Origin of the sequence: Capnocytophaga cynodegmi, from assembly GCF_002302475.1 — a bacterium.
In the GTDB taxonomy this organism is placed as follows: Bacteria; Bacteroidota; Bacteroidia; order Flavobacteriales; family Flavobacteriaceae; genus Capnocytophaga; species Capnocytophaga cynodegmi.
This window is the reverse complement of sequence record NZ_CP022378.1, coordinates 2,230,692-2,252,034: the sequence shown is the minus strand read 5'-3', so window position 1 is coordinate 2,252,034 and position 21,343 is coordinate 2,230,692. Positions and strand designations below refer to the sequence as shown.

The window sequence follows — 21,343 nt, the reverse complement described above, 5'->3', positions numbered from 1 at the left end:
CTATCTGTTTATAAGAATTTTAAAACTAATTTAAAACATTATGAAAGCATATTTTTCAATAATTTTGGTAGTATTCTTTTTTGCTTCGTGCAAATCGGATAAAGAACTAAGCCCTAACGATGTAAAACATCTCATTTCAGCATATTTAGAAGAAAAACCTTTATACGAAACTGGAAAGTTCAGCACTGACAAACAACGTCTTGAAGCTAAGAAAGATAAAGAACTCATTGAGGCTATTGAAAACTTAGTTGATGATGGATACGTCGAAATTAACAATGAAAAAGTCAGAAAGAAATGGTTCTCAAAGGATAGTGTGTACATAGTTGAACCTACACTGACGAAGTCATCCTTACCCTACATCGTAAGTCACAATAAAAAAACTTCTATCGTAAAAACAATCATTTACAAACTAAATGAAGAGCAAATAAATATAGAAAAAAATAACGAGAAAACAGCTATTTGCACTGCCATATTGGATAAGGAAAAAACTCCATTTTATCACTTTGGTAAAGACCCAAATCCAAAATTAATGTTTATCAGTCGTAAATTTAAGCTAAAATATGATGAAAACTCTGGTTGGAAAATTGTAAAATAGATATGAAAAACTTAATCTCCCTGACACTTTTCCAAGCTCTATCAAGTGTTATTTCAAGCGTTTTAATTTCAAAAATGTCATTTATTGGGCGTGTTGGTATCAGCACGATGTATCGTGAATACTTGATTTTCAAAACGTGGTGGAAAACAGCTTTGTTACTTTTTACTATACAAATTGTATTAATTTTAATAATACAACTTTCAAAAAAAATAAATCCAAAAGTTAAAATTTCAATTTGTATTCTGTTTATTATCATAGGAATAGCAGGAACATACCTTACATATATTGATTTTACGACTACCAATCATAAAATGATGAAATTCAGCTTCCATTCTGGGTTTTATTTATTTTGGCTAAGTTGGTTTATAACTTGTGTATATTTTCTATTTTTTGATAAGACAAGAAAATTAAATAGGAAAATTCCTGCTGATATTTTAAAAAACACAGAACAAGAATCCATTCAAGATTAAACAATTAAACTCATTATGAAGCGACCTGCCATAGAACTCGCACAAATGGTTATTCTGGCTTGTAAAGCGAAAAATATAAACCATATTGTAATATCGCCTGGCTCCAGAAATGCTCCCCTAACTATCGGGTTTTCAAACGATTTCTTTTTTACCTGTTACAGCATTGTTGACGAGCGTTGTGCTGCATTTTTTGCATTGGGAATTGCTCAGCAAATCAAGCGTCCTGTAGCAGTTGTCTGTACCTCTGGCTCAGCTCTGTTGAATTACTATCCTGCTGTAAGTGAGGCTTTTTATAGCGATATTCCTTTAGTTGTAATTTCTGCTGATCGCCCTTTGGATAAAATTGATATTGGAGATGGACAAACCATTCGTCAGCAAAATGTTTTTGCCAATCATAGTGCTTATAACGCAAATTTATCTGACAAAACATCAAATAATAAAAGTAATGAATATGAGCTAAATAGGGCTTTAAATACAGCTATAAAACAACAAGCTCCTGTTCATATAAACGTACCTTTCGAAGAACCTTTGTATCTAACTACAGAAAAATCATATTCTTTTGAAAATCAAATTATTGAAAAACTAGAGCCTTATATAAATCCGAAAGAAAAAGCGGATTTTGTTAAAAATTGGAACAAATCGGCAAAAAAAATGGTTTTGGTTGGTGTTTTAGCTCCTAATAGTCTGGAAAAAAGGCACATAGAACTTTTAGCCAACGACCCTTCTGTTTTGATTTTAACTGAAACGACCTCAAATCTTCATAATGATAATTTTATCCCTTATATTGATAAATTATTGACTTTCACAGAAAAAGATAAAACTCTGAAAGAAGAATTACGTCCAGAATTATTACTTACTTTTGGAGGTTTGGTTGTTTCAAAAAAAATAAAGGAATTTTTACGAAAATTTCAACCTAAACATCACTATCACATTGATTTATACAAAGGTTATGATTCCTACTTTTGCTTAACAAATCATTTCCAAACAGATATAAATTTCTTTTTTGATTCTTTAAGTTCTGAATTACAAAAAAATGATTCAGAATACAAACGTAAATGGCTCACAATCAATGAAGAAATACATAAAAAACATTTAGAATATATTTCTGAAATTCCGTATTCTGATTTAAAAATATATAAAGAAATATTTAGAAAAATACCTGATAACCAATTAGTTCAATTAAGTAACAGTTCCACAGTTCGTTATGCTCAACTTTTCAAACTAAATCCTTCTTGGAAAATTTTTTGTAATCGAGGTACAAGCGGTATTGATGGAAGTGTATCAACTGCAATTGGTGCCGCAGTAGGAAGTAAAACCCCTACTCTACTGATTACTGGAGACTTAAGTTTTTTCTACGATAGTAATGGTCTTTGGAACAGATATACTCCAAAAAATTTCCGTATCATACTGATTAACAATCAAGGAGGAGGAATTTTCCGAATTTTGCCAGGAGACAAATCTGATAAAAATTTTGAAACATATTTTGAAACCCCTCACCAACTTACTGCAGAACATTTATGCAAAATGTATCAGTGGGGCTATTCTCAAACAAATGATTTAGAGTCTTTAAAAATTGAATTAAAAACTTTCTTTAATGATTCTGAACGTCCTAAACTATTAGAAATCAACACTCCTCGTTTAGAAAACGATAAAGTTTTGTTAAACTATTTTCATTTCTTGAAAAATTGATTTAGCTTTACGCTTTAATTATTAAAACAAAAGTCAATATGAGTAAAAGAGACGAACTTATTGAATTGTATGCCAAAGATTTAAAGGAGAAATGTGGTGTAACACCTGATTTAGACTTCTTAAAAAAAGTAACGATTGGTTTGGGACCTTCAATCTATAATGCTGATTCATCAACAGTTGCAGGTTCAGACAAAACTGAATTGGATCGTGTAAAGCAAAATTTCTTAATCAAAAAACTTGGTTTGAAAGATGGTCCAGAATTAGATAATGCCATTGAATCTGTAATCGAAACGTACGGAAAATCAAACAAAAGTAAACATCGTGCAGTTGTTTACTATCTGTTGGCAAAGCATTTCAAAAAAGAAGGAGTTTACGAAAAGTAAAACTTAAAAAAATTAGAAAAGAGCTATCGAAAAAGATAGCTTTTTTTGATTTATAAATTCAATGTTATGAGTATAAAAATTAAAATTGAGCAACTCAGAGCAGAACTCAATCAACATAATTACAACTACTATATTTTAGATAATCCGACTATTTCAGATTATGAATTTGACCTGAAACTAAGAGAGTTACAAGAGTTAGAGAAAACTTATCCTGAATTTTATGATGAAAACTCTCCAACGGTTCGTGTAGGTGGGACTATTACCAAAAATTTCAAAACTATTGCACACGAATTTCGGATGTATTCGCTTGATAATTCATATTCTAAAGAAGACTTAGAAGATTGGGAAAAACGAGTTATCAAAGCGATCGGCACCGATAAAATTGCCTTTACCTGTGAGTTAAAATATGATGGGGCTTCGGTAAGTCTATATTATGAAAATGGAAAGTTGATACAAGCAACCACACGAGGAGACGGTTTTCAGGGAGATGAAATTACGGCTAATGTACGTACCATCAGAAGTGTACCTTTACAATTACAAGGTAACTATCCTGAAAAATTTCACATACGGGGAGAAATTATCTTACCTAAAAAAGGATTTGAGCAAATGAATAAAGAGCGTGTAGATGCAGGTGAAGACCCATATATGAATCCTCGAAATACTGCCAGTGGAAGCCTCAAATTACAAGACACAGCCGAGGTGGCTAAACGTCCACTTGATTGTTTACTCTATTCTTTGATTGGAAATACTGGAATATCAACACAATATGAAGGACTACAAAAAGCACGTGAATGGGGATTTAAAGTTCCTAAAGAATCCAAATTATGCCATTCTACACAAGAGGTAATGGATTTTGTAAACTATTGGGACGAACATCGTCACGATTTACCTTATGAAATTGACGGAGTGGTAGTAAAAGTAAACGATATTCAACAACAAGAGGAATTAGGATATACCTCAAAATCACCACGTTGGGCAATTGCTTATAAATTCAAAGCTGAACAAGTAAGTACAATATTGGAAAGCATTTCCTATCAGGTTGGGCGTACGGGAGCCATTACACCCGTTGCCAATCTGAAACCTGTTTTACTGGCTGGAACCATCGTGAAAAGAGCTTCATTGCATAATGCAGACCAAATTGCGAAATTAGACGTTCGTGTTGGCGACTCAGTGTATGTAGAAAAGGGAGGTGAGATCATTCCAAAAATTATAGGTGTAAATCTTGAAAAACGTCCTGAAAATTCCAACCCAACTATCTATATATCAAATTGTCCAGAGTGTGGAACAGATTTAATTCGCAATGAAGGAGAAGCACAACACTACTGCCCTAATACCAATGCCTGTCCGCCTCAAATTACGGGAAAAATACAACATTTTATTTCCCGAAAAGCAATGGACATTGAAGGTTTAGGTGGGGAAACAGTGGAGTTGCTTTTTAGAGAAGGACTTATAAAAAATTATGCAGATTTGTACGAAATCACTATTCCGCAGTTGTTACCTTTGGAACGTATGGCTGAAAAAAGTGCTGAAAACATAGTTAAAGGCATTGAAAAATCAAAAGAAATTTCGTTTGAACGTGTGCTTTTTGCTCTCGGAATACGTTATGTAGGGGAAACCGTAGCAAAGAAATTAGTCCGTCATTATAAAAATATTGATAACTTACAAAATGCTACATTAGAAGAACTTACACAAGTAGATGAAATTGGGAATCGGATTGCAGAAAGTATTATTTCTTTCTTTAGTGATGAACAGAATCAACTTCTTATAGAGCAATTAAAAAATCACGGATTGCAATTTTCAGTTTCAGAAGAAAATATACAAAATCAAACCGACAAACTAAAAGGTTTAACTATTGTAGTATCAGGAGTTTTCCAGATTTTCTCTCGTGATGAAATTAAAAATCTGATTGAACAAAACGGCGGAAAAGTAGGTTCATCTATCTCATCTAAAACTAGTTACGTAATTGTAGGGGATAATATGGGACCAAGTAAAAAAGAAAAAGCAGAAAAATTAGGTATCCCAATGATTAGCGAAACTGATTTTCAGCAAATGATTGAAAAATAATAATTATCAATATTTTCTTTTTCATATTGACCTCTTTTCTGAGGTCGATTTTCTTTTATAAATCAAAGCACTAAAAATCAATACAATAGTCGTATCTCCTTTAAAGCAAATTGTTTGATTTCATCATTTTCTGTTTCAACAAGAAGCTCCCCTGAAGGAAGTACACCTCTTATGATTCCTGAAAAATCTTTTCCATTTTTCGGACGAAAAGCAGAAATTTTATTCAACTGGAAAAGGTATTTTTGATAAATTGGATAAATATCTGCAAATTGCGATTCTTCCAACTTTGTGAATTCTTTCTGTAAATTGAAAAGAATAGATTTCATAACAGACTCTATATCATATTGTTTTCTAGTGATTTTTTGAAGAGATGAGGCTCTTGGCAATTCAGAAAAATCCGTCTGATTAATATTCAAACCTATTCCTATAATACTTTTTTCTATATTCGTACCTCTAATCACATTTTCAATTAAAATTCCACCTATTTTGTGTTTCTCTAACAAAATATCATTAGGCCATTTTATCTTTACATTTGAAATTGCCATTTCTTCAATAGTTTTCGCAACCGCTATGGCTGTGAGCATATTCAGTAGGAAATATTGTGTTAAATCAAATTTCTTATGTAAAAATAAAACACTAAAAGTCAGATTTTTAAAAGATTCAGTTACCCACTTGGCTCCATACTGCCCCACTCCATTAGTTTGATTTGGAGTCCAGACAACTAAAAAATTTGGCAATTTTTCTTCTGAATTTGCTAATTTTTTTAAATAATTATTGGTGGAATCTATAGTATCAAGTTTAATAATATTCATATTTAGTGGCAAACTAATAAAACAACAAACTAAATGTTTAATATTTCCAAAAAAACACTTTCTTCAGATTTACTTATAAACTCAGTTTCAATGGGCAGATAATAAATATTAATTAATTGATTTTGCAAACGAACAAAATCTTTTTCCGTAGTTAATATTCGTGATTCTCTTTTCAATTTTTCTATTTCTGAATTTGTAAAATTATGATGGTCAGGAAATTGTAAATGTTTGTAATTAGCCTGATTATCCTCTAAAAACTGAATTAACGGAAGAGGATTTGCAATTCCTGTAACAAGCACAAAAGGCATTTTCAAAAAATCGTACAAATTAATCGTTTCTTTTTGTGAATATATCTTTTTAGAGTAAGAAATTGTTGTTAAAACCACCTTTTGTGTTACATTTCTTTTCAATTTTTCTGTAATTTCTTTACGCTTTTCCTCCGAAATATTGGTCGGACATTTAGTAACAACAACCACATCTGCTTTTTTAACTCTTGAAACAACATCTCTCAAATTTCCTGTTGGCAAAAGATAATCATCTGAATATAAGTTGTTATACGAAGTTAATACAATATTCTTTTGAGCTTTTATCCTCCTATGCTGAAAAGCATCGTCAAGCAAAATAACATCAGGAGGATTTTGCAATTTTAGCAATTTTTCAACACCTCTAACTCTATCAGAATCAACTGCCAAAATAATTTCAGGATATTTTCTCCAAAATTGAAATGGTTCGTCACCCAAATCAAGAACTGTAGATTTTTCATTTGCAAGTATAAAGCCTCTTGTCTTTCGTTTATAACCACGACTGATAACTCCTACTCTTTTATAAGATTGAAGATTCTTTATCAAGTATTCTATCATTGGAGTTTTTCCCGTACCTCCAACACTCAAATTTCCTACACAGATAATTGGAACATTGAATGTTGTAGAACTAAATATCCCATAATCGTACAACAAATGACGTAAACGAACTACCGCTCCATACAAAATGGAAATTGGAAAAAGCAAATAGCGTAAAAATTGTATCATTTTCGTTTTTTTGCAAAAAATAAAACCAAACGGCAAAATTAAGCAAAAAGCTGTAATATACACATTATAAGAGACTTTATTTTTACCAGGAGTGGCTTTCTGTAAAGAAATTATGGCACTTTCTCAAAAAATAGAATAGAATAGTATCTCACTAAAAAAACAAAAAATAAATAACGTGTAAAATATCAAACTTCATTTTATACATTTGATTTACAATTTATTAAAAAGTACATTATGAAAATAGACAAAAAATTTATCGATTTATTTTTTTAGACAAGTCTAAATTATTATTTTTGCTAATCTAAACAAGATAAGAGACTGATAATATTAAAAAACTAAAAACCAATAAACTAACTAATTTAATTATAAGTAAAATGAAAATCAATCACACACTTCCAGAGCTTCCATATGATAAAAACGCTCTAAACCCGATTATTACGGAGGAAACTTTTGACTATCACTACGGCAAGCATCACGCTGCCTATGTAAACAACCTTGCTGGATTGGTAAAAGATACAGAATGGGTAGAAAAAGACATCGTGGACATCATCCGAAAAAGCCACGCACAAAACAATGTAGCTATTTTCAACAATGCGGCTCAACATTGGAATCATTCCTTTTTTTGGAATTGTCTGTCGCCCGATGGCGGAAAAAATCCTACGGGAAAAATAGCCGAACTCATCCACCGTGATTTCGGAAATTTTGAAAATTTTAAAGAACAATTCTCTACCACTGCCGTAAAATTATTCGGTGCTGGTTGGGCTTGGCTGGCTCAAAATCAGGAAGGAAAACTAGAAATCCTCTCAATGAAAGATGCCTACACTCCTCTTACCGAAAACAAAACGCCTATTCTCACCCTTGATGTATGGGAACACGCTTACTATATCGATTACCGAAATGCAAGACCCAAATTCGTAGAAGGCTTCTGGGAATTGGTCAATTGGAATTTTGCTAACCAAAATCTAAAATAATATGAGTGATACTTGTGTAAATCATATCGAAAATTATTGGAAATTTTTGACAGAAGAAGCTAATAAATTTTTCGATGAAGGAAATTACGAACTTGCTTTAGATGGCTACCTAAACGCCTTATATAGAGCAGAAGTATTGAATAGCAATTTGCCAGATTGTGTGCGATTAAAAGTGCCTTTCATACAAGTATATACCATTTCGTGTTACAATTTGGCAAATTGTTATCAAGAAGTTAAGGATTTGAACAGAGCCGAAGAGATATTGCAAAAAGCAATACATTTTCTTTTGCATTTCTATCAGAAGGATTATCAAAAGGAAATCATTGAAAAAGAATTAAGAAAATCTATTCTCAATTACCTTAGTTTTACTCAAAAAAGTAATGTTAGAACATCAAAGACAGATGCTTTCTTAACTTATTTAAAAAATCAAATAACAAAAAATAATTTACAAAATATAAAAACATTTGATTATGTGCAATTCAATTAAAAAACTGATTCAGAGAGAACAATTACAACTCATTCAAAAAGGAATACTAAGTATTGGGGACAAATTACCTGAATTTACTAAAAAAGCCGTTATTTCTACAAAACAAGGCATAGAAATTTCTGAAATTACAAATAACTATGCAACGGAGCAAGGAAAGTGGATGGTGCTTTTTTGGTGGCCCAAAGATTTTACTTTTGTCTGCCCAACAGAAATTGTAGAATTCAACAAAAACAACGAAAAATTCGCAGAGAGAAATGCTTTGCTGATTGGTGCTTCAACTGATACTGAATATGTACATTTAGGGTGGAGACAAAATCATCCCCAATTAGCAGACCTTTCTATCCCAATGCTTGCTGATACTTCCAAATCTTTATCCGAAGAAATGGGAATTTTAAACTGCGAAGAAAAAGTTGCTTATCGAGCTACTTTTATCATTGACCCACAAGGAATTATACAATGGCTAAGCGTTTATCCTATGAATGTAGGAAGAAATGTAGAGGAAGTACTTCGTGTATTAGATGCTCTCCAAACGGAAGAATTAACTGCCTGTGGATGGAAAGCAGGAGAACAAACACTCTCCCAACAATTAAAAAATCAATAAAATGACCGATAATAACCTTTATACAGAACTCAAACGATATACCCACAATTCACCATCTGAAAAAGGCGCAATAATCCGATTTATTCGTAACGAAAAAGATTTGCATAAGATTGATATTCAGGAAAATTTAAAATCAGAAATTCGTCAATCATTCGACAAGAAAGAGAATAAACATTGGTGTCTTTGGCAAGAAGAAAAAAGTCTGCTGGTAGCCGTTTCTAAAGATGAATTAGAAGATTTAAGACAAATAGGTGCGAATGTTATAGGCTCATTACAGCCTTACGCTGCCTCTCCCTCTACAGAAGTGGTATTCGAAAATCTAGAAATGTTTTCCGAAAAAGAAAAATACGCTCTCTTGGAAGGTATGTTGCTTAGCAGTTATCATTTTGATAAATATCTATCCCAAAAAAGGGAAGGCAAAATCACGCTATTTATTTCAGAAACCGCAGTTTCAGAACAGCAATACAAGGAACTTAATATACTTCTCGAAGCCATTTCCCTCACCAAAAACGCAGTGAATGAACCTGTTAATTATATGGACGCACTCAAATTTTCAGAATGGGCACAAGAAGCAGGTGAAAAATTCGGTTTTGAAACGGAAATTCTTCATAAAAAGCAAATCGAAACCCTGAAAATGGGCGGTTTGCTTGGGGTAAATAAAGGTTCGGAAATACCACCCACTTTTAATATTATGCACTACAAACCGAAAAATGCAGTAAATAGTCAGCCATTAGTTTTGGTAGGCAAAGGCGTAATGTTCGATACGGGCGGTTACTCACTCAAAGTGGGTGGCGTAATGAGTACAATGAAATGCGATATGGCAGGTGGTGCAGCCGTTCTAGGAGCGATGTGTGCCATTGCAGGCAATCAATTACCTTATTATGTCATCGGTATTGTACCCGCTACGGATAATAAAATCAGCTCCAATGCCTTAGTGGTAGATGATGTGATTACCATAATGGACGGCACAACGGTAGAAGTCCAAAATACCGATGCCGAAGGACGGCTTGTACTCGCCGATGCTCTGTGCTATGCGAAAAAATTCAACCCCGAATTGGTGATTGATATGGCTACGCTCACAGGAGCTTCGGCAGCAATCACGGGCAGTTTTGGTATTGCAGGACTTTCCAACCATCAAGAAAGTATCGATGCTCTAAAATCCATAGGCGAAGAGGTTTATGAACGCATTGTACAGCTCCCTCTTTGGAAAGAATATGCCGAACTCATAAAATCTGATATTGCCGACCTTAAAAACATTGGCGGACCAATTGGCGGAGTCAGTACAGCAGCTAAATTTTTGGAACATTTTACCGATTACCCTTGGGTGCATCTCGACATTGCAGGAGCAGCTTTTCTCAAAGACAAAAAAGGCTATAAACAAAGCGGAGCAACCGCCGTTCCCGTAAGATTAATATATGAATTTGTAAAAAGTAAATGCTAATGAAAATCAAAAATTTATTCATCGTATTATTAGGTATAGGAGGTACATTGTTGTACTCTTGTAAAAATGAAAAATCATCTTTTGAACCCGTTGAAAATTCAGTAAAAGTAGAATGGACAGCATATAAAACTACCGACAAATTACCTGTAAAAGGAACTTTTGAATCGGTGGATTTAATTAATCTTTCTGAGGGAAAATCCGTTGAAAATTTTTTAAACAATGCCGAGTTTTCTATTAATGCCTTAAAGTTGTCAACAGGAGACCTTTCCAGAGATGAAAAAATTAAAAATTTTTTCTTCGGATTGATGAATGAAGCAGGAAAAATATCGGGAAAATTCATTTTTGAAAATCATCAATGGACTATAAAGCTAAGAATGAATGGGATTAGTGTAAATAATATTCCAGCAGAAATTCAATTCAAAGATAATTTATTGAAGGTCAAATCTTCCATCTATTTAAAAGAATTTGAAGCTTTGAAAGCCTTAGAAGTGCTTAACTCAGTTTGTTTCGATTTGCATAAAGGTGCTGATGGAATAAGTAAAGTATGGGAAAATATTGATATACAAGCATCTGTGAAATTAAAAGAAGCTAAAAAATGATTACCGAACCTCTTTTAATAGAAAACAAAGACCGCTTTGTCATTTTTCCTATACAGCACAACGATATTTGGCAATTCTACAAAAACGCCGAAGCCAGTTTCTGGACGGCAGAAGAAGTGGATTTATCACCCGACCTCCACGATTGGCAAAACAAACTCAATGATAACGAACGATTTTTCATCTCGCGGGTGTTGGCGTTTTTTGCCGCCAGCGATGGCATCGTCAATGAAAACCTTGCTATCAACTTCCTCCAAGAGGTGCAATATCCTGAGGCACGATGTTTCTACGGATTTCAAATTATGATTGAAAACATTCATTCCGAAATGTACTCGCTCCTCATCGATACTTATGTAAAAGACCCTACCGAAAAAGACTATTTGCTTCGTGCCATCGAAACCATTCCGTGCGTTACCAAAAAAGCAAAATGGGCGTTGCGATGGATTACCAAAGGAAGTTTTGCCGAACGGCTCATCGCTTTTGCTGCCGTGGAAGGTATCTTCTTTTCAGGAAGTTTTTGCTCTATTTTCTGGCTCAAAAAACGCGGATTGATGCCGGGACTCACCTTTTCTAACGAGCTCATCAGTCGGGACGAAGGTTTGCACTGCGATTTTGCTTGCTTACTCTATGCCAATCACCTACAAAACAAACTTTCAGAAGAAACCGTAAGAGAAATCATCGTAGATGCCGTTGCCATTGAAAAAGAATTTGTTACCGATGCACTCCCTGTGAAACTCATTGGGATGAATGCCGAACTGATGTGCCAATACATTGAGTTTGTTGCCGATAGATTGCTCGTTGCTTTGGGCTGTAATAAAGTATGGAACGCCACCAATCCGTTTGATTTTATGGAACTTATTTCTTTGCAAGGAAAAACCAATTTCTTTGAACGGCGTGTGGGTGAATATCAAAAAACAGGCGTAGCACAAAGCAGTAGCGAACAAAACGCTTTTTCACTGGATGAAGATTTTTAAGTAATTGTTAATTAACAATTAATCATTAACCATTAAAAAATGAAACTCCCCATTTTTGCTTACGGAAACAATGTACTGAAGACTAAGGCAGAAGCTGTAACACCCGATTTTCCCAATTTGAACGAACTCATCGACAATATGTGGGAAACGATGGAAAAAGCCAATGGCTGTGGATTGGCAGCACCACAAGTGGGTAAATCTTTGCGGTTGTTCGTTGCCGATTCAAAGGTGCTTTACGATGTGATGAACGAGGACGAACGAGCCGAACTTTTTGAACCCAACGATACAGGTATTCGGCGGGTGTTTATCAATCCGCAAATAAAAAATCTTTCCGAAGAACAATGGGAAGAAGCAGAAGGCTGTTTGAGTTTGCCCTTTTTATCAGGAAAAGTAGCCCGTTCGTGGTCGGTGGAATTGAGCTATCAAAACGAACAATTTGAAACCATCACCCAAACTTTTAGCGGAATGACCGCACGCGTGATTCTCCACGAATACGACCACTTGGAAGGCATTCTCTACATTGACCGAGTGAAACCCTTGGCGAAAAAACTGATGCAATCCAAACTCCAAAAACTATTGAAAGGAAATCTAGTTCCTGCTTATGCTATGAAATTCAAATAAAAAAAGAAATGTTTGTAATAAAGAGAAACGGAAAAAAAGAAGCCGTTCATTTTAATAAAATCACGGCGCGTATCCATAAACTTATCTACGGCTTATCAATTTCGGAAAAAGATGTAATTGAAATTGCTAAAAAAGTCATTCAAGGGATTTACGACAATGTTACCACTACCGAACTGGACAACCTTGCGGCAGAAACCGCCGCCGCACAAACTACCATTCACCCTGATTTTTCGGTCTTGGCGGCACGCATCGCCGTGAGCAATTTGCACAAAAACACTCTTAAATCGTTTTCAAAAACCGCTCAATTGCTCTACGAATACACCGACCCCATAACCCAAACCCACGCACCTCTCATCTCGGAGGAAATTTATAAGATCATTCGTAAAAACGCCGATGAACTCGACAGTAGCCTCATCTACGACCGCGATTATAATTTTGATTACTTCGGATTTAAAACCTTGGAGCGTTCCTACCTCATTCGCACCAACGGAAAGGTAACCGAACGCTCACAACACCTCTTTATGCGTGTAGCCTTGGGCATTCACAAAGAGGATATTCAGGCGGCCATCGAAACTTACAACCTGATGAGCGAAAAATGGTTTATCCACGCCACGCCAACGCTCTTCAATGCGGGTACGCCCAAACCGCAAATGTCGTCGTGCTTCCTACTGAGTATGACCGAAGACAGCATCGCTGGCATTTTTGACACCCTTAAACGCTGTGCTTTGATTTCGCAATCCGCAGGAGGTATTGGTGTGAGCATTCATAACATTCGTTCTACAGGGAGCTACATCAAAGGTACAGGCGGAATTTCCAACGGCATTATTCCGATGCTTCGCGTGTTCAATGACACCGCTCGGTATGTAGATCAAGGCGGCGGCAAACGCAAAGGTGCTATTGCCGTTTATATTGAACCGTGGCACTCGGATATTTTTGATTTTATTGATATTCGTAAAAATCATGGTAAGGAGGAGATGCGCGCAAGGGATTTATTTCCTGCCCTTTGGATTCCTGACCTCTTTATGCAACGCGTAGAAGCCGACCAAATGTGGTCGCTCTTTGACCCCAACGAAGCACAAGGGCTGTACGAGGTGTATGGCGAAAAATTCAACGAACTTTATACCACTTACGAAAACGAAGGAAAATTTCGCAAGCAAATCAAGGCACGCGAACTCTGGACAGCCATTCTCGAAGCTCAAATCGAAACCGGTACACCTTATATGTGCTACAAAGATGCCGTGAATGAAAAATCAAACCAAAAGAACATTGGTACGATACGAAGCTCCAACCTCTGCACCGAAATTATGGAATACACCAACGCCGATGAGGTGGCGGTGTGCAATTTGGCTTCCTTGGCTTTGCCTCGCTATGTTTCGGACAAGGGCTTTGATTTTCAAAAACTCTATGAAGTAACCAAAATCGTTACGCGAAATCTCAACAAAATAATTGACGAAAATTATTATCCCATTCCCGAAACCAAAACTTCTAATGACCGCCACCGTCCGATAGGTTTAGGTGTGCAAGGATTGGCAGATGTGTTTTTACTTCTTCGTTTGCCCTTTGAAAGCCCAGAAGCACGAAAGCTCAATAAGGATATTTTTGAGACCATTTATTTTGCTTCGATGGAAGCCTCTATGGAATTGGCAAAGGAGCAAGGAGCGTACAGTTCGTTTGCGGGTTCGCCTCTTTCGGAAGGAAAATTTCAGTTTGATTTATGGCAAATAGCCCCTTCTGACCGCTGGGATTGGGAAAAACTTCGCAACGAAGTGATGACCCACGGCGTACGCAATTCGCTCCTTTTAGCACCGATGCCCACCGCCTCTACTTCGCAAATTTTGGGCAACAATGAGTGCTTTGAGCCTTACACCAGTAATATTTATAATCGCCGTGTGCTTTCGGGTGAATTTGTGGTGGTGAATAAATTCTTACTCAAAGACCTCATCGAATTGGGCTTGTGGAACCCCACGATGAAAAACAAGCTCATCGCCGAAAATGGCTCGGTGCAAAACATTCCTGAAATCCCCACCGAACTGAAAGAATTATACAAAACCGTTTGGGAAATCAAACAAAAAACCATTATTGATATGGCGGCGGAGCGAGGTGCCTTTATTTGTCAGTCGCAGTCGCTCAACCTCTTTATGGCAGAGCCGAATTTTGCAAAGCTCACCTCAATGCACTTCCACGCGTGGAAAAGCGGACTGAAAACGGGTATGTACTACCTCCGTACCAAAGCCGCCGTAGATGCCATCAAATTTACCGTAGATACGCAGATGCTTTCAGGACAATCACAAGTAGCTTGCTCACTAGACACCCCAGAGGAATGCCTGGCGTGTGGGAGTTGATAAGTTAAGTTTATTTTCAATATAAAAAATGGAAAACCAATTAAATAACGACTCTATAACTTCTTTGGAAGAAAAGAAACTTGCCATTCGAGAAGTTTATTCTCAATTAGATAAAGAAGTAAGTATTGAAAAAAACATTTCTTTTGGAGAACAATTTGAAGTTTTAGTTTCGTATGTAGATTTTTTGATTCAGACAGATTTCAACAAGCTCATTAATATACTTTATCGGGTAGATGTCTCGGAAGAAAAACTCAAAATAGCCTTGCAAGAAAATAACAACACGCCCATCAGTAGGGTTATCGCTACGATGCTCCTGAAACGCGAACTTGAAAAACGGAAGTGGAGAACTTTGTATAAAAAAAAGCGTAAATATGAGTGAATCTAAAGAACTAACGATTAAGAACAAAGTAATTTCATTAAAATGAAGAGTAAACAGTGTATATATTAAGAATTAGGATAAATGTTTTTCGTTTCAATACTCACATTTTGGTTCGGCGATACTTGAGATTGTCTTACTATTAACCTTTTGAAAGAGGTAGAAGTTTTTTTGCCAATTTGTAAAATAGTTCGTACCCTTTCTACATTGAGTTACAACGTAAAACAAGTAGAATCAATGAAATTATTTCCATCGCTAAATCGTTACCTTATATACTTTGAAAAATAAGTAACTTTTTGATAATAAAAATCATACAAATTTAGTTGGATATTTTTGCAAAAATAAATTATTTAGAACAATAAAAAACGAAAAATTAACGATTTTTTCCCAATTAATTGATTACCTTTGCCCCGTAAAATTTATATATGAATTCATTTAAACAATTAGGGCTTAGTGAACCTATACTCAAGGCCGTAGCTGATATGGGCTTTGAAAATCCTTCTGAAATACAACAAAAAGCAATCCCTTCATTACTTTCTGAGAACATTGATATGGTTGCTTTGGCACAAACAGGAACAGGAAAAACCGCCGCATTCGGCTTTCCTCTTTTACAAAAAATAGACCCAGAAAATCGTGAAACACAAGGACTTATTCTTTCTCCTACACGTGAACTATGTTTGCAGATAGCATCAGAATTAAAACTTTATTCAAAATACATCCCGAAAGTAAATGTAGTTGCTATTTATGGTGGTGCAAGCATTGAAGAACAGGCTCGTAATGTAAAAAAAGGAGCCCAAATTATCGTTGCTACTCCCGGACGTATGCAAGATATGATTCGCAGAAATTTTGTAAACATCTCAAATATAAACTTTTGCATTTTAGATGAAGCCGATGAAATGCTAAATATGGGTTTTTATGAAGATATCACTTCCATTTTGTCACATACTCCAGATACGAAAAACACGTGGCTTTTCTCAGCTACAATGCCCAATGAGGTAGCCAAAATTGCTCGTCAGTTTATGTACAAACCTCTAGAAATTACAGTAGGAGCAAGAAACCAAGCCTCGAATAGTATACGTCACGAGTTCTATGTTGTAAATGGACGACACAGATATGAAGCCCTAAAACGATTGGCTGATGCAAATCCTGATATTTTTTCTGTTGTTTTTTGTAGAACAAAGAAAGATACACAATCTGTTGCAGAAAAATTGATTGAAGACGGATATAATGCAGCAGCACTACACGGTGATTTGAGTCAAAACCAACGTGATTTAGTAATGAAAGCATTCCGTGCCAAACAAATACAAATGCTAATAGCTACAGATGTAGCGGCACGAGGAATTGATGTTGATGATATAACTCACGTTATTCATTATCAGCTACCTGATGAAATCGAAACATACACTCACAGAAGCGGACGCACGGGAAGAGCGGGTAAATCGGGCGTGTCGATGGTTATTATTCCTAAAAGTGAAGTTAAAAAAATAAAAGCCATTGAAAAAATCATTCAGCAACCTTTTGAACTGAAAAAACTACCAAATGGAATTGAAATCTGTGAAATTCAACTATATCATTTGGCTAATAATATCAAAAATATTACTGTAGATCAAGCTATTGAGGATTATTTACCTGCAATAAATGATGTTCTTCAAGGGGTTGACAGAGAAGAACTTATTAAAAAAATGGTTGCAGTGGAATTTAACCGATTCTTCAACTACTATAAAAATTCTAAGGATTTGAATAACTCAGAAGAAAAAGACTTTAATTCGAATGACAATGAAGTCCGATTCTTCATAAACGTAGGAGAAAGAGATGGTTATGATTGGAAAACTTTAAAAGATTTCCTAAAAGCAACTCTTGATTTAGGAAAAGATGATATTTTCAAAGTAGACGTAAAAAATAGTTTCTCTTTCTTTAATACTGAAGCAGAAAATACTGATTTGGTGATGAATATATTTAATGATTTTCAATTAGATGGTCGCTTTATCAACGTAGAAATTTCATCAAAACAAGAAAGAGGAAGAGAACGAGGTAGAAAAAGTCAGAAAGAAAAAAATAGAGACTCAAAAGGCAGAAAACGCAATGAAAAAGCTCGTAATTCTTCTGAAAAACAATCTTCAAAAGGAAAAAGGGAGCAAAAAACCTCACAAGCTTTTGAAAAAGCTTTCAATAAAAGAAAAAAACGAAAATAATTGCATAATGCTTTGATTATTAAGGAGTGGAGAGATATCTTCACTCTTTTTTAATACTCTATAAAATTTGTTAAATAAAAACAAAAAGCAAAGCAGTTTATCATTTATTTGTTTTATTTTCATACCTTTATCCTTTGATTATATAATAATTTTAAAATTCAGAGTAAAAAAACATTATATGAAAAAAATACTATTCATACTAACAATTGTATTTGTTCATCTTGCAGTTGCTCAAGAATCTGAAGTTCAAGGAAATGTATTCAGCGTACAAACAAACAAACCTATTCCCAACGTACATATTTTGAACCTAAACAAGGTTAGAGGAACAACTACTGACAACGATGGTAATTTTAAAATCCGTGCTGCGATAAATGATACTTTGTATTTTTCGTTTTTAGGACATAAATCAATGAAAGTACTGGTAACCAATGATATGCTTAAATTTTCAGGAACTAAAATTGGTATGACAGAACTTGCATACGCATTAGAAGAAGTGGTTATAACTCCTTATAAATTAACAGGTTTCTTAGATATTGACGCAAAAAATATCCCTATAAATGAGAACAAGCGTTACAGTATTTCAGGTTTAGAAATTGGCTATGAAAGTCGTTCAGGCTCAAGTGCTATAAATCGTGTTATTGGATCTATCTTCAATCCTGTTGATTTTCTTTATCGAACGTTCGGTTCAAAAGGAAGAGAAATGAGAAAACTACAAAAAATGCGCGAAGATAACCAGTTAAGTGACCTTCTTGCTACAAAATACGACCGAGAAACTTTATTAGAGCTACTCCAAATAAGCCGAAGTGAACTGGAAGATGTTATTCGTTCGTGCAACTACTCAAATGATTTCATATTGTCAGCCAATGACTTACAGATACTTGAAGCTATCAGCAGTTGTTATGAAGAATATCGAATTCTAAACCGAAAAAACAAATAGCGTTGTATTCTTTCTCTAAAAAATCAAATAATTCCAGAAACAAAACCTTATAATGAAAACAGCAAAAAAAATTTTCAAAATCGGAAGTATAATTCTGATTGTCATAATTTTATCAATGATAGCAATTCCTTATCTCTTTAAAGATACTATCAAAGAAAAAGCAATTGCTTCAGTAAATAAAAATATTAATGCGGTGGCTTCTTTAGAAGATATTTCTGTGAGTTTATTCAGAAACTTTCCAAGAGCTTCTATCGCTCTTACTAACTTCCAGATTATCAACAAAGAACCTTTTGCAGGAGATACATTATTTTCCGCCAAAGAAATGAACTTAAAGGTAAGCATTACTGACTTAATTTCAGGAAATTACAACATTCTTGGGTTCGATTTGAAAGACGCTTCTGTTCTGATACATTTCAATGAAGAAGGAAAGGGAAATTATGATATTGCTATTCCTTCTGAAACTACTACAAGTAAAAGCAATGCCCCAAATACTTTCAACCTGAAAATAGAATCCTATTCAGTCGAAAATATGAATTTTACTTTTAAAAATGATGATGGAAATATGCTTTTAACCCTTGATGAAATCAATCATAAAGGGAGAGGAAATTTTTCTAATGAAATTTTGGATTTGGATACAAAAACCACTGCAAATATCTCTTTTTCGATGGATAAAAGCAATTTTATGAATAAAATTCCCGTTTCGTTAGATGCTATTTTAGGAATTGATTTAAACCAACAAAAGTATACTTTCAAAGAAAATAAAGCTGTCATTAATCGATTAGACCTAGTTTTTGATGGATTTATACAATTACTAGAAAATGGACAACGTTATGACCTGACTTTCAATACTCCTTCTTCTGCTTTTCAAAACTTTTTAGCTCTAATTCCAGAGCAATATTCAAAAAGTATTGAAAATGTGAAAACTACAGGAAATTTCACCGTCAATGGGAATGTAAAAGGAGAATTCACAAAAGAGAAAATCCCGACTTTTGGCATTGAAATGTTTTCACAAAACGCATCACTCAAATATCCTAATTTACCTAAAACGATACAAAATATTAATATTGATTTAAAGGTAAATAACGATACCGGAATTTTGGATGATACAAAGGTTAATCTGAATAAATTCACGATGACCATTGACAAAGACCATTTTTCTGCACGAGCAAATGTGGTTAATCTGATTAAAAATCCCTATATAGATACTGATTTAAAAGGAGTTATAAATTTAGCAAATCTCTCTCAAGCATACCCTATATCTCTGGATAAAAAATTATCAGGAATATTAAAAATGGATATTTCTGCACAATTAGATATGAACTCTGTAGAAAAACAACAATACCAGAATATAAAAAGTCAAGGAAATGCTTCTTTACAGCAATTTGTGTATGATGGGGAAGAATTCGCAAAACCATTCTATATTAATGACGCTGGGCTAAATTTCAGTCCTTCACATATTGAATTAAGTAATTTTTCAGCAAAAACAGGTGAATCAGACATCAATTTAAAAGGAAGATTTGATAATCTTTACGGATTTCTATTTAAAAAAGGAATTTTAGAAGGAAATTTCGTTATGAAATCAGACAAATTAGCTGTAAATGACTTTTTACAACCTTCATCTACACAAAAAAACACAGAATCAGAGTCTAAAACCACAGAAAATTCTAAGGATACTTCTTCTAAAGCTACATTAAAAATTCCTTCTTTCTTGGATTGTACATTTTCTGCTAGTGCCAACACTGTAGTTTATGATAATTTACAACTGAAAAATGTTAGTGGAAAATTGATTGTCAAAGATGAAAAAGTTTCGTTAGAAAATTTAAGTACAGATATTTTTGGAGGAAAAATTGCTATAAGTGGAAATGTTTCAACGAAAGAAAGTATCCCTGATTTTGATGTTAAATTATTAATGAACAAACTGAATGTGCCTGAAGCTTTCAAAAATATTGATATGTTGGCAAAAATAGCTCCAATAGCCAATGTCGTTCAAGGTTTTATAAACACAGACATCAATGTTAGTGGAAAATTAAACGATGATTTAACTCCAAATTTGAATACAATTTCGGGAGGTTTATTCGCTTCACTTATTAATTCCAGAGTTAAAACTGAAGAATCGCCTCTACTTTCATCTTTAGATTCACATTTTTCAGGTTTGAATTTATCAAACTTAAATCTGAATGACTTAAAAACATCTTTACAATTTGAAAATGGAAGAGTAAAATTCAAACCTTTCACTCTGAAATACAAAGATGTAGCTATCAATGTAGATGGTTCACACGGCTTCGACCAAACGATGAATTATCAACTAACATTCAATGTTCCTCCTCAAATGCTTGGAAATGAAGCTAATTCTTTACTATCAAAACTGACACCTGAAAACCAGAAAAAAATTAATAATATTCCTGTAATTGCCTCTGTTGAAGGAACTTTTAAATCACCTAAAGTATCAACCGATATGAAACAAGCTGTTACGAACTTGGTTTCTCAGATAACAGAAGGTCAGATTAACAATTTGAAAATCAAAGGAACCGATGCACTAAAAACGTTAATTTCATCAAAAACAGACTCCACAACAGCAGGAAAAACCAGTAAAATTGTTGATGGATTAATCAGTAATAAAGATAGTGTAATATCCAAAACGAAAGAAGAAGTTAAAGAAAAGGCTAAAGAAGAGGTAAAAAAAGAAGCTAAAAAACAGATAAACAATTTTTTGAAAGGATTGGGAGGAAATAAAAATGAATAGAAATTTACTTGTTTACAATAA

General features: G+C 34.3%; 19 protein-coding genes. 17 read left to right on the top strand and 2 right to left on the bottom strand.

Translation table 11 applies throughout. The annotated features are described in order from the left end of the window. The first annotated feature begins 40 nt into the window (after positions 1–40). The 5 genes from CGC48_RS09970 (at position 41) to ligA (ending at position 5,201) form a co-directional block, all read left to right on the top strand. The gene (locus CGC48_RS09970; RefSeq protein WP_098029447.1) at positions 41–595 is read left to right on the top strand and encodes a hypothetical protein; all 555 of its coding nucleotides are present in this window, start codon (positions 41–43) and stop codon (positions 593–595) included. A gap of 2 nt (positions 596–597) precedes the next feature. Next, the gene (locus CGC48_RS09965; protein ID WP_098029446.1) at positions 598–1,065 is read left to right on the top strand and encodes a hypothetical protein; all 468 of its coding nucleotides are present in this window, start codon (positions 598–600) and stop codon (positions 1,063–1,065) included. A 15-nt stretch (positions 1,066–1,080) separates the two neighbouring features. Next, positions 1,081–2,754 carry a 2-succinyl-5-enolpyruvyl-6-hydroxy-3-cyclohexene-1-carboxylic-acid synthase gene (gene menD, locus CGC48_RS09960; protein WP_098029445.1) on the top strand — a complete coding sequence of 558 codons (1,674 nt, stop codon included), beginning with the start codon at positions 1,081–1,083 and terminating at the stop codon, positions 2,752–2,754. Positions 2,755–2,792: 38 nt separating this feature from the next. Then, entirely contained in the window at positions 2,793–3,137 is a 345-nt protein-coding gene (locus CGC48_RS09955; protein ID WP_098029444.1) for a DUF2853 family protein, read from the top strand. A 72-nt stretch (positions 3,138–3,209) separates the two neighbouring features. After that, positions 3,210–5,201 carry an NAD-dependent DNA ligase LigA gene (gene ligA, locus CGC48_RS09950; RefSeq protein ID WP_098029826.1) on the top strand — a complete coding sequence of 664 codons (1,992 nt, stop codon included), beginning with the start codon at positions 3,210–3,212 and terminating at the stop codon, positions 5,199–5,201. A 77-nt stretch (positions 5,202–5,278) separates the two neighbouring features. Here the strand turns inward: ligA and CGC48_RS09945 are convergent, their stop codons facing one another. After that, on the bottom strand, positions 5,279–6,013 hold the full coding sequence (locus CGC48_RS09945; RefSeq protein ID WP_098029443.1) for a biotin--[acetyl-CoA-carboxylase] ligase: 735 nt from the start codon (positions 6,011–6,013) through the stop codon (positions 5,279–5,281). Between the two features lie 29 nt (positions 6,014–6,042). After that, positions 6,043–7,041 carry a tetraacyldisaccharide 4'-kinase gene (gene lpxK / locus CGC48_RS09940; protein ID WP_098029442.1) on the bottom strand — a complete coding sequence of 333 codons (999 nt, stop codon included), beginning with the start codon at positions 7,039–7,041 and terminating at the stop codon, positions 6,043–6,045. A gap of 374 nt (positions 7,042–7,415) precedes the next feature. On the opposite strand from lpxK, the gene CGC48_RS09935 reads away from it, so the two are divergent. The 12 genes from CGC48_RS09935 to CGC48_RS09880 all read left to right on the top strand — a co-directional run bounded on the left by CGC48_RS09935 (position 7,416) and on the right by CGC48_RS09880 (position 21,322). Then, positions 7,416–8,012, top strand: a complete 597-nt coding sequence (locus CGC48_RS09935) for a superoxide dismutase (protein ID WP_098029441.1) — start codon at positions 7,416–7,418, stop codon at positions 8,010–8,012. Between the two features lies 1 nt (position 8,013). Next, a complete protein-coding gene (locus CGC48_RS09930; RefSeq protein WP_098029440.1) occupies positions 8,014–8,499 on the top strand; it encodes a tetratricopeptide repeat protein in 486 nt (161 codons plus the stop codon). Further along, positions 8,483–9,100: a peroxiredoxin gene (locus tag CGC48_RS09925; protein ID WP_098029439.1), complete on the top strand. Its 618-nt coding sequence runs from the start codon at positions 8,483–8,485 to the stop codon at positions 9,098–9,100. Before CGC48_RS09930 ends, CGC48_RS09925 begins: the two co-directional genes overlap by 17 nt. Position 9,101: 1 nt before the next feature. Continuing rightward, entirely contained in the window at positions 9,102–10,541 is a 1,440-nt protein-coding gene (locus CGC48_RS09920) for a leucyl aminopeptidase family protein (RefSeq protein WP_098029438.1), read from the top strand. Then, positions 10,541–11,140 (top strand): hypothetical protein, encoded by a 600-nt coding sequence (locus tag CGC48_RS09915; RefSeq protein ID WP_098029437.1) that lies wholly within the window; start codon positions 10,541–10,543, stop codon positions 11,138–11,140. Before CGC48_RS09920 ends, CGC48_RS09915 begins: the two co-directional genes overlap by 1 nt. Beyond that, the gene (locus CGC48_RS09910; protein WP_098029436.1) at positions 11,137–12,111 is read left to right on the top strand and encodes a ribonucleoside-diphosphate reductase small subunit; all 975 of its coding nucleotides are present in this window, start codon (positions 11,137–11,139) and stop codon (positions 12,109–12,111) included. The genes CGC48_RS09915 and CGC48_RS09910 overlap by 4 nt, the downstream gene beginning before the upstream one ends. A 39-nt stretch (positions 12,112–12,150) precedes the next feature. Then, positions 12,151–12,732, top strand: coding sequence for a peptide deformylase (gene def / locus CGC48_RS09905; protein ID WP_002686967.1), 582 nt, complete (start codon positions 12,151–12,153; stop codon positions 12,730–12,732). Between the two features lie 8 nt (positions 12,733–12,740). Further along, on the top strand, positions 12,741–15,074 hold the full coding sequence (locus CGC48_RS09900; RefSeq protein WP_098029435.1) for a ribonucleoside-diphosphate reductase subunit alpha: 2,334 nt from the start codon (positions 12,741–12,743) through the stop codon (positions 15,072–15,074). A 28-nt stretch (positions 15,075–15,102) separates the two neighbouring features. Continuing rightward, positions 15,103–15,453, top strand: a complete 351-nt coding sequence (locus tag CGC48_RS09895; RefSeq protein ID WP_232780499.1) for a hypothetical protein — start codon at positions 15,103–15,105, stop codon at positions 15,451–15,453. Positions 15,454–15,875: 422 nt separating this feature from the next. Then, entirely contained in the window at positions 15,876–17,642 is a 1,767-nt protein-coding gene (locus CGC48_RS09890) for a DEAD/DEAH box helicase (protein ID WP_098029434.1), read from the top strand. Positions 17,643–17,820: 178 nt separating this feature from the next. Beyond that, on the top strand, positions 17,821–18,579 hold the full coding sequence (locus tag CGC48_RS09885; protein WP_098029433.1) for a carboxypeptidase-like regulatory domain-containing protein: 759 nt from the start codon (positions 17,821–17,823) through the stop codon (positions 18,577–18,579). Between the two features lie 52 nt (positions 18,580–18,631). After that, positions 18,632–21,322 carry an AsmA family protein gene (locus CGC48_RS09880; RefSeq protein ID WP_098029432.1) on the top strand — a complete coding sequence of 897 codons (2,691 nt, stop codon included), beginning with the start codon at positions 18,632–18,634 and terminating at the stop codon, positions 21,320–21,322. Positions 21,323–21,343 lie beyond the last annotated feature (21 nt).

Excerpts from the sequence above, each read along its gene's own strand:
- CGC48_RS09970 (WP_098029447.1), top strand. The coding sequence starts at position 41 with ATGAAAGCATATTTTTCAATAATTTTGGTAGTATTCTTTTTTGCTTCG.
- CGC48_RS09965 (WP_098029446.1), top strand. The coding sequence starts at position 598 with ATGAAAAACTTAATCTCCCTGACACTTTTCCAAGCTCTATCAAGTGTT.
- menD (WP_098029445.1), top strand. The coding sequence starts at position 1,081 with ATGAAGCGACCTGCCATAGAACTCGCACAAATGGTTATTCTGGCTTGT.
- CGC48_RS09955 (WP_098029444.1), top strand. The coding sequence starts at position 2,793 with ATGAGTAAAAGAGACGAACTTATTGAATTGTATGCCAAAGATTTAAAG.
- CGC48_RS09945 (WP_098029443.1), bottom strand. The coding sequence starts at position 6,013 with ATGAATATTATTAAACTTGATACTATAGATTCCACCAATAATTATTTA.
- lpxK (WP_098029442.1), bottom strand. The coding sequence starts at position 7,041 with ATGATACAATTTTTACGCTATTTGCTTTTTCCAATTTCCATTTTGTAT.
- CGC48_RS09935 (WP_098029441.1), top strand. The coding sequence starts at position 7,416 with ATGAAAATCAATCACACACTTCCAGAGCTTCCATATGATAAAAACGCT.
- CGC48_RS09930 (WP_098029440.1), top strand. The coding sequence starts at position 8,014 with ATGAGTGATACTTGTGTAAATCATATCGAAAATTATTGGAAATTTTTG.
- CGC48_RS09925 (WP_098029439.1), top strand. The coding sequence starts at position 8,483 with ATGTGCAATTCAATTAAAAAACTGATTCAGAGAGAACAATTACAACTC.
- CGC48_RS09920 (WP_098029438.1), top strand. The coding sequence starts at position 9,102 with ATGACCGATAATAACCTTTATACAGAACTCAAACGATATACCCACAAT.
- CGC48_RS09915 (WP_098029437.1), top strand. The coding sequence starts at position 10,541 with ATGAAAATCAAAAATTTATTCATCGTATTATTAGGTATAGGAGGTACA.
- CGC48_RS09910 (WP_098029436.1), top strand. The coding sequence starts at position 11,137 with ATGATTACCGAACCTCTTTTAATAGAAAACAAAGACCGCTTTGTCATT.
- def (WP_002686967.1), top strand. The coding sequence starts at position 12,151 with ATGAAACTCCCCATTTTTGCTTACGGAAACAATGTACTGAAGACTAAG.
- CGC48_RS09900 (WP_098029435.1), top strand. The coding sequence starts at position 12,741 with ATGTTTGTAATAAAGAGAAACGGAAAAAAAGAAGCCGTTCATTTTAAT.
- CGC48_RS09895 (WP_232780499.1), top strand. The coding sequence starts at position 15,103 with ATGGAAAACCAATTAAATAACGACTCTATAACTTCTTTGGAAGAAAAG.
- CGC48_RS09890 (WP_098029434.1), top strand. The coding sequence starts at position 15,876 with ATGAATTCATTTAAACAATTAGGGCTTAGTGAACCTATACTCAAGGCC.
- CGC48_RS09885 (WP_098029433.1), top strand. The coding sequence starts at position 17,821 with ATGAAAAAAATACTATTCATACTAACAATTGTATTTGTTCATCTTGCA.
- CGC48_RS09880 (WP_098029432.1), top strand. The coding sequence starts at position 18,632 with ATGAAAACAGCAAAAAAAATTTTCAAAATCGGAAGTATAATTCTGATT.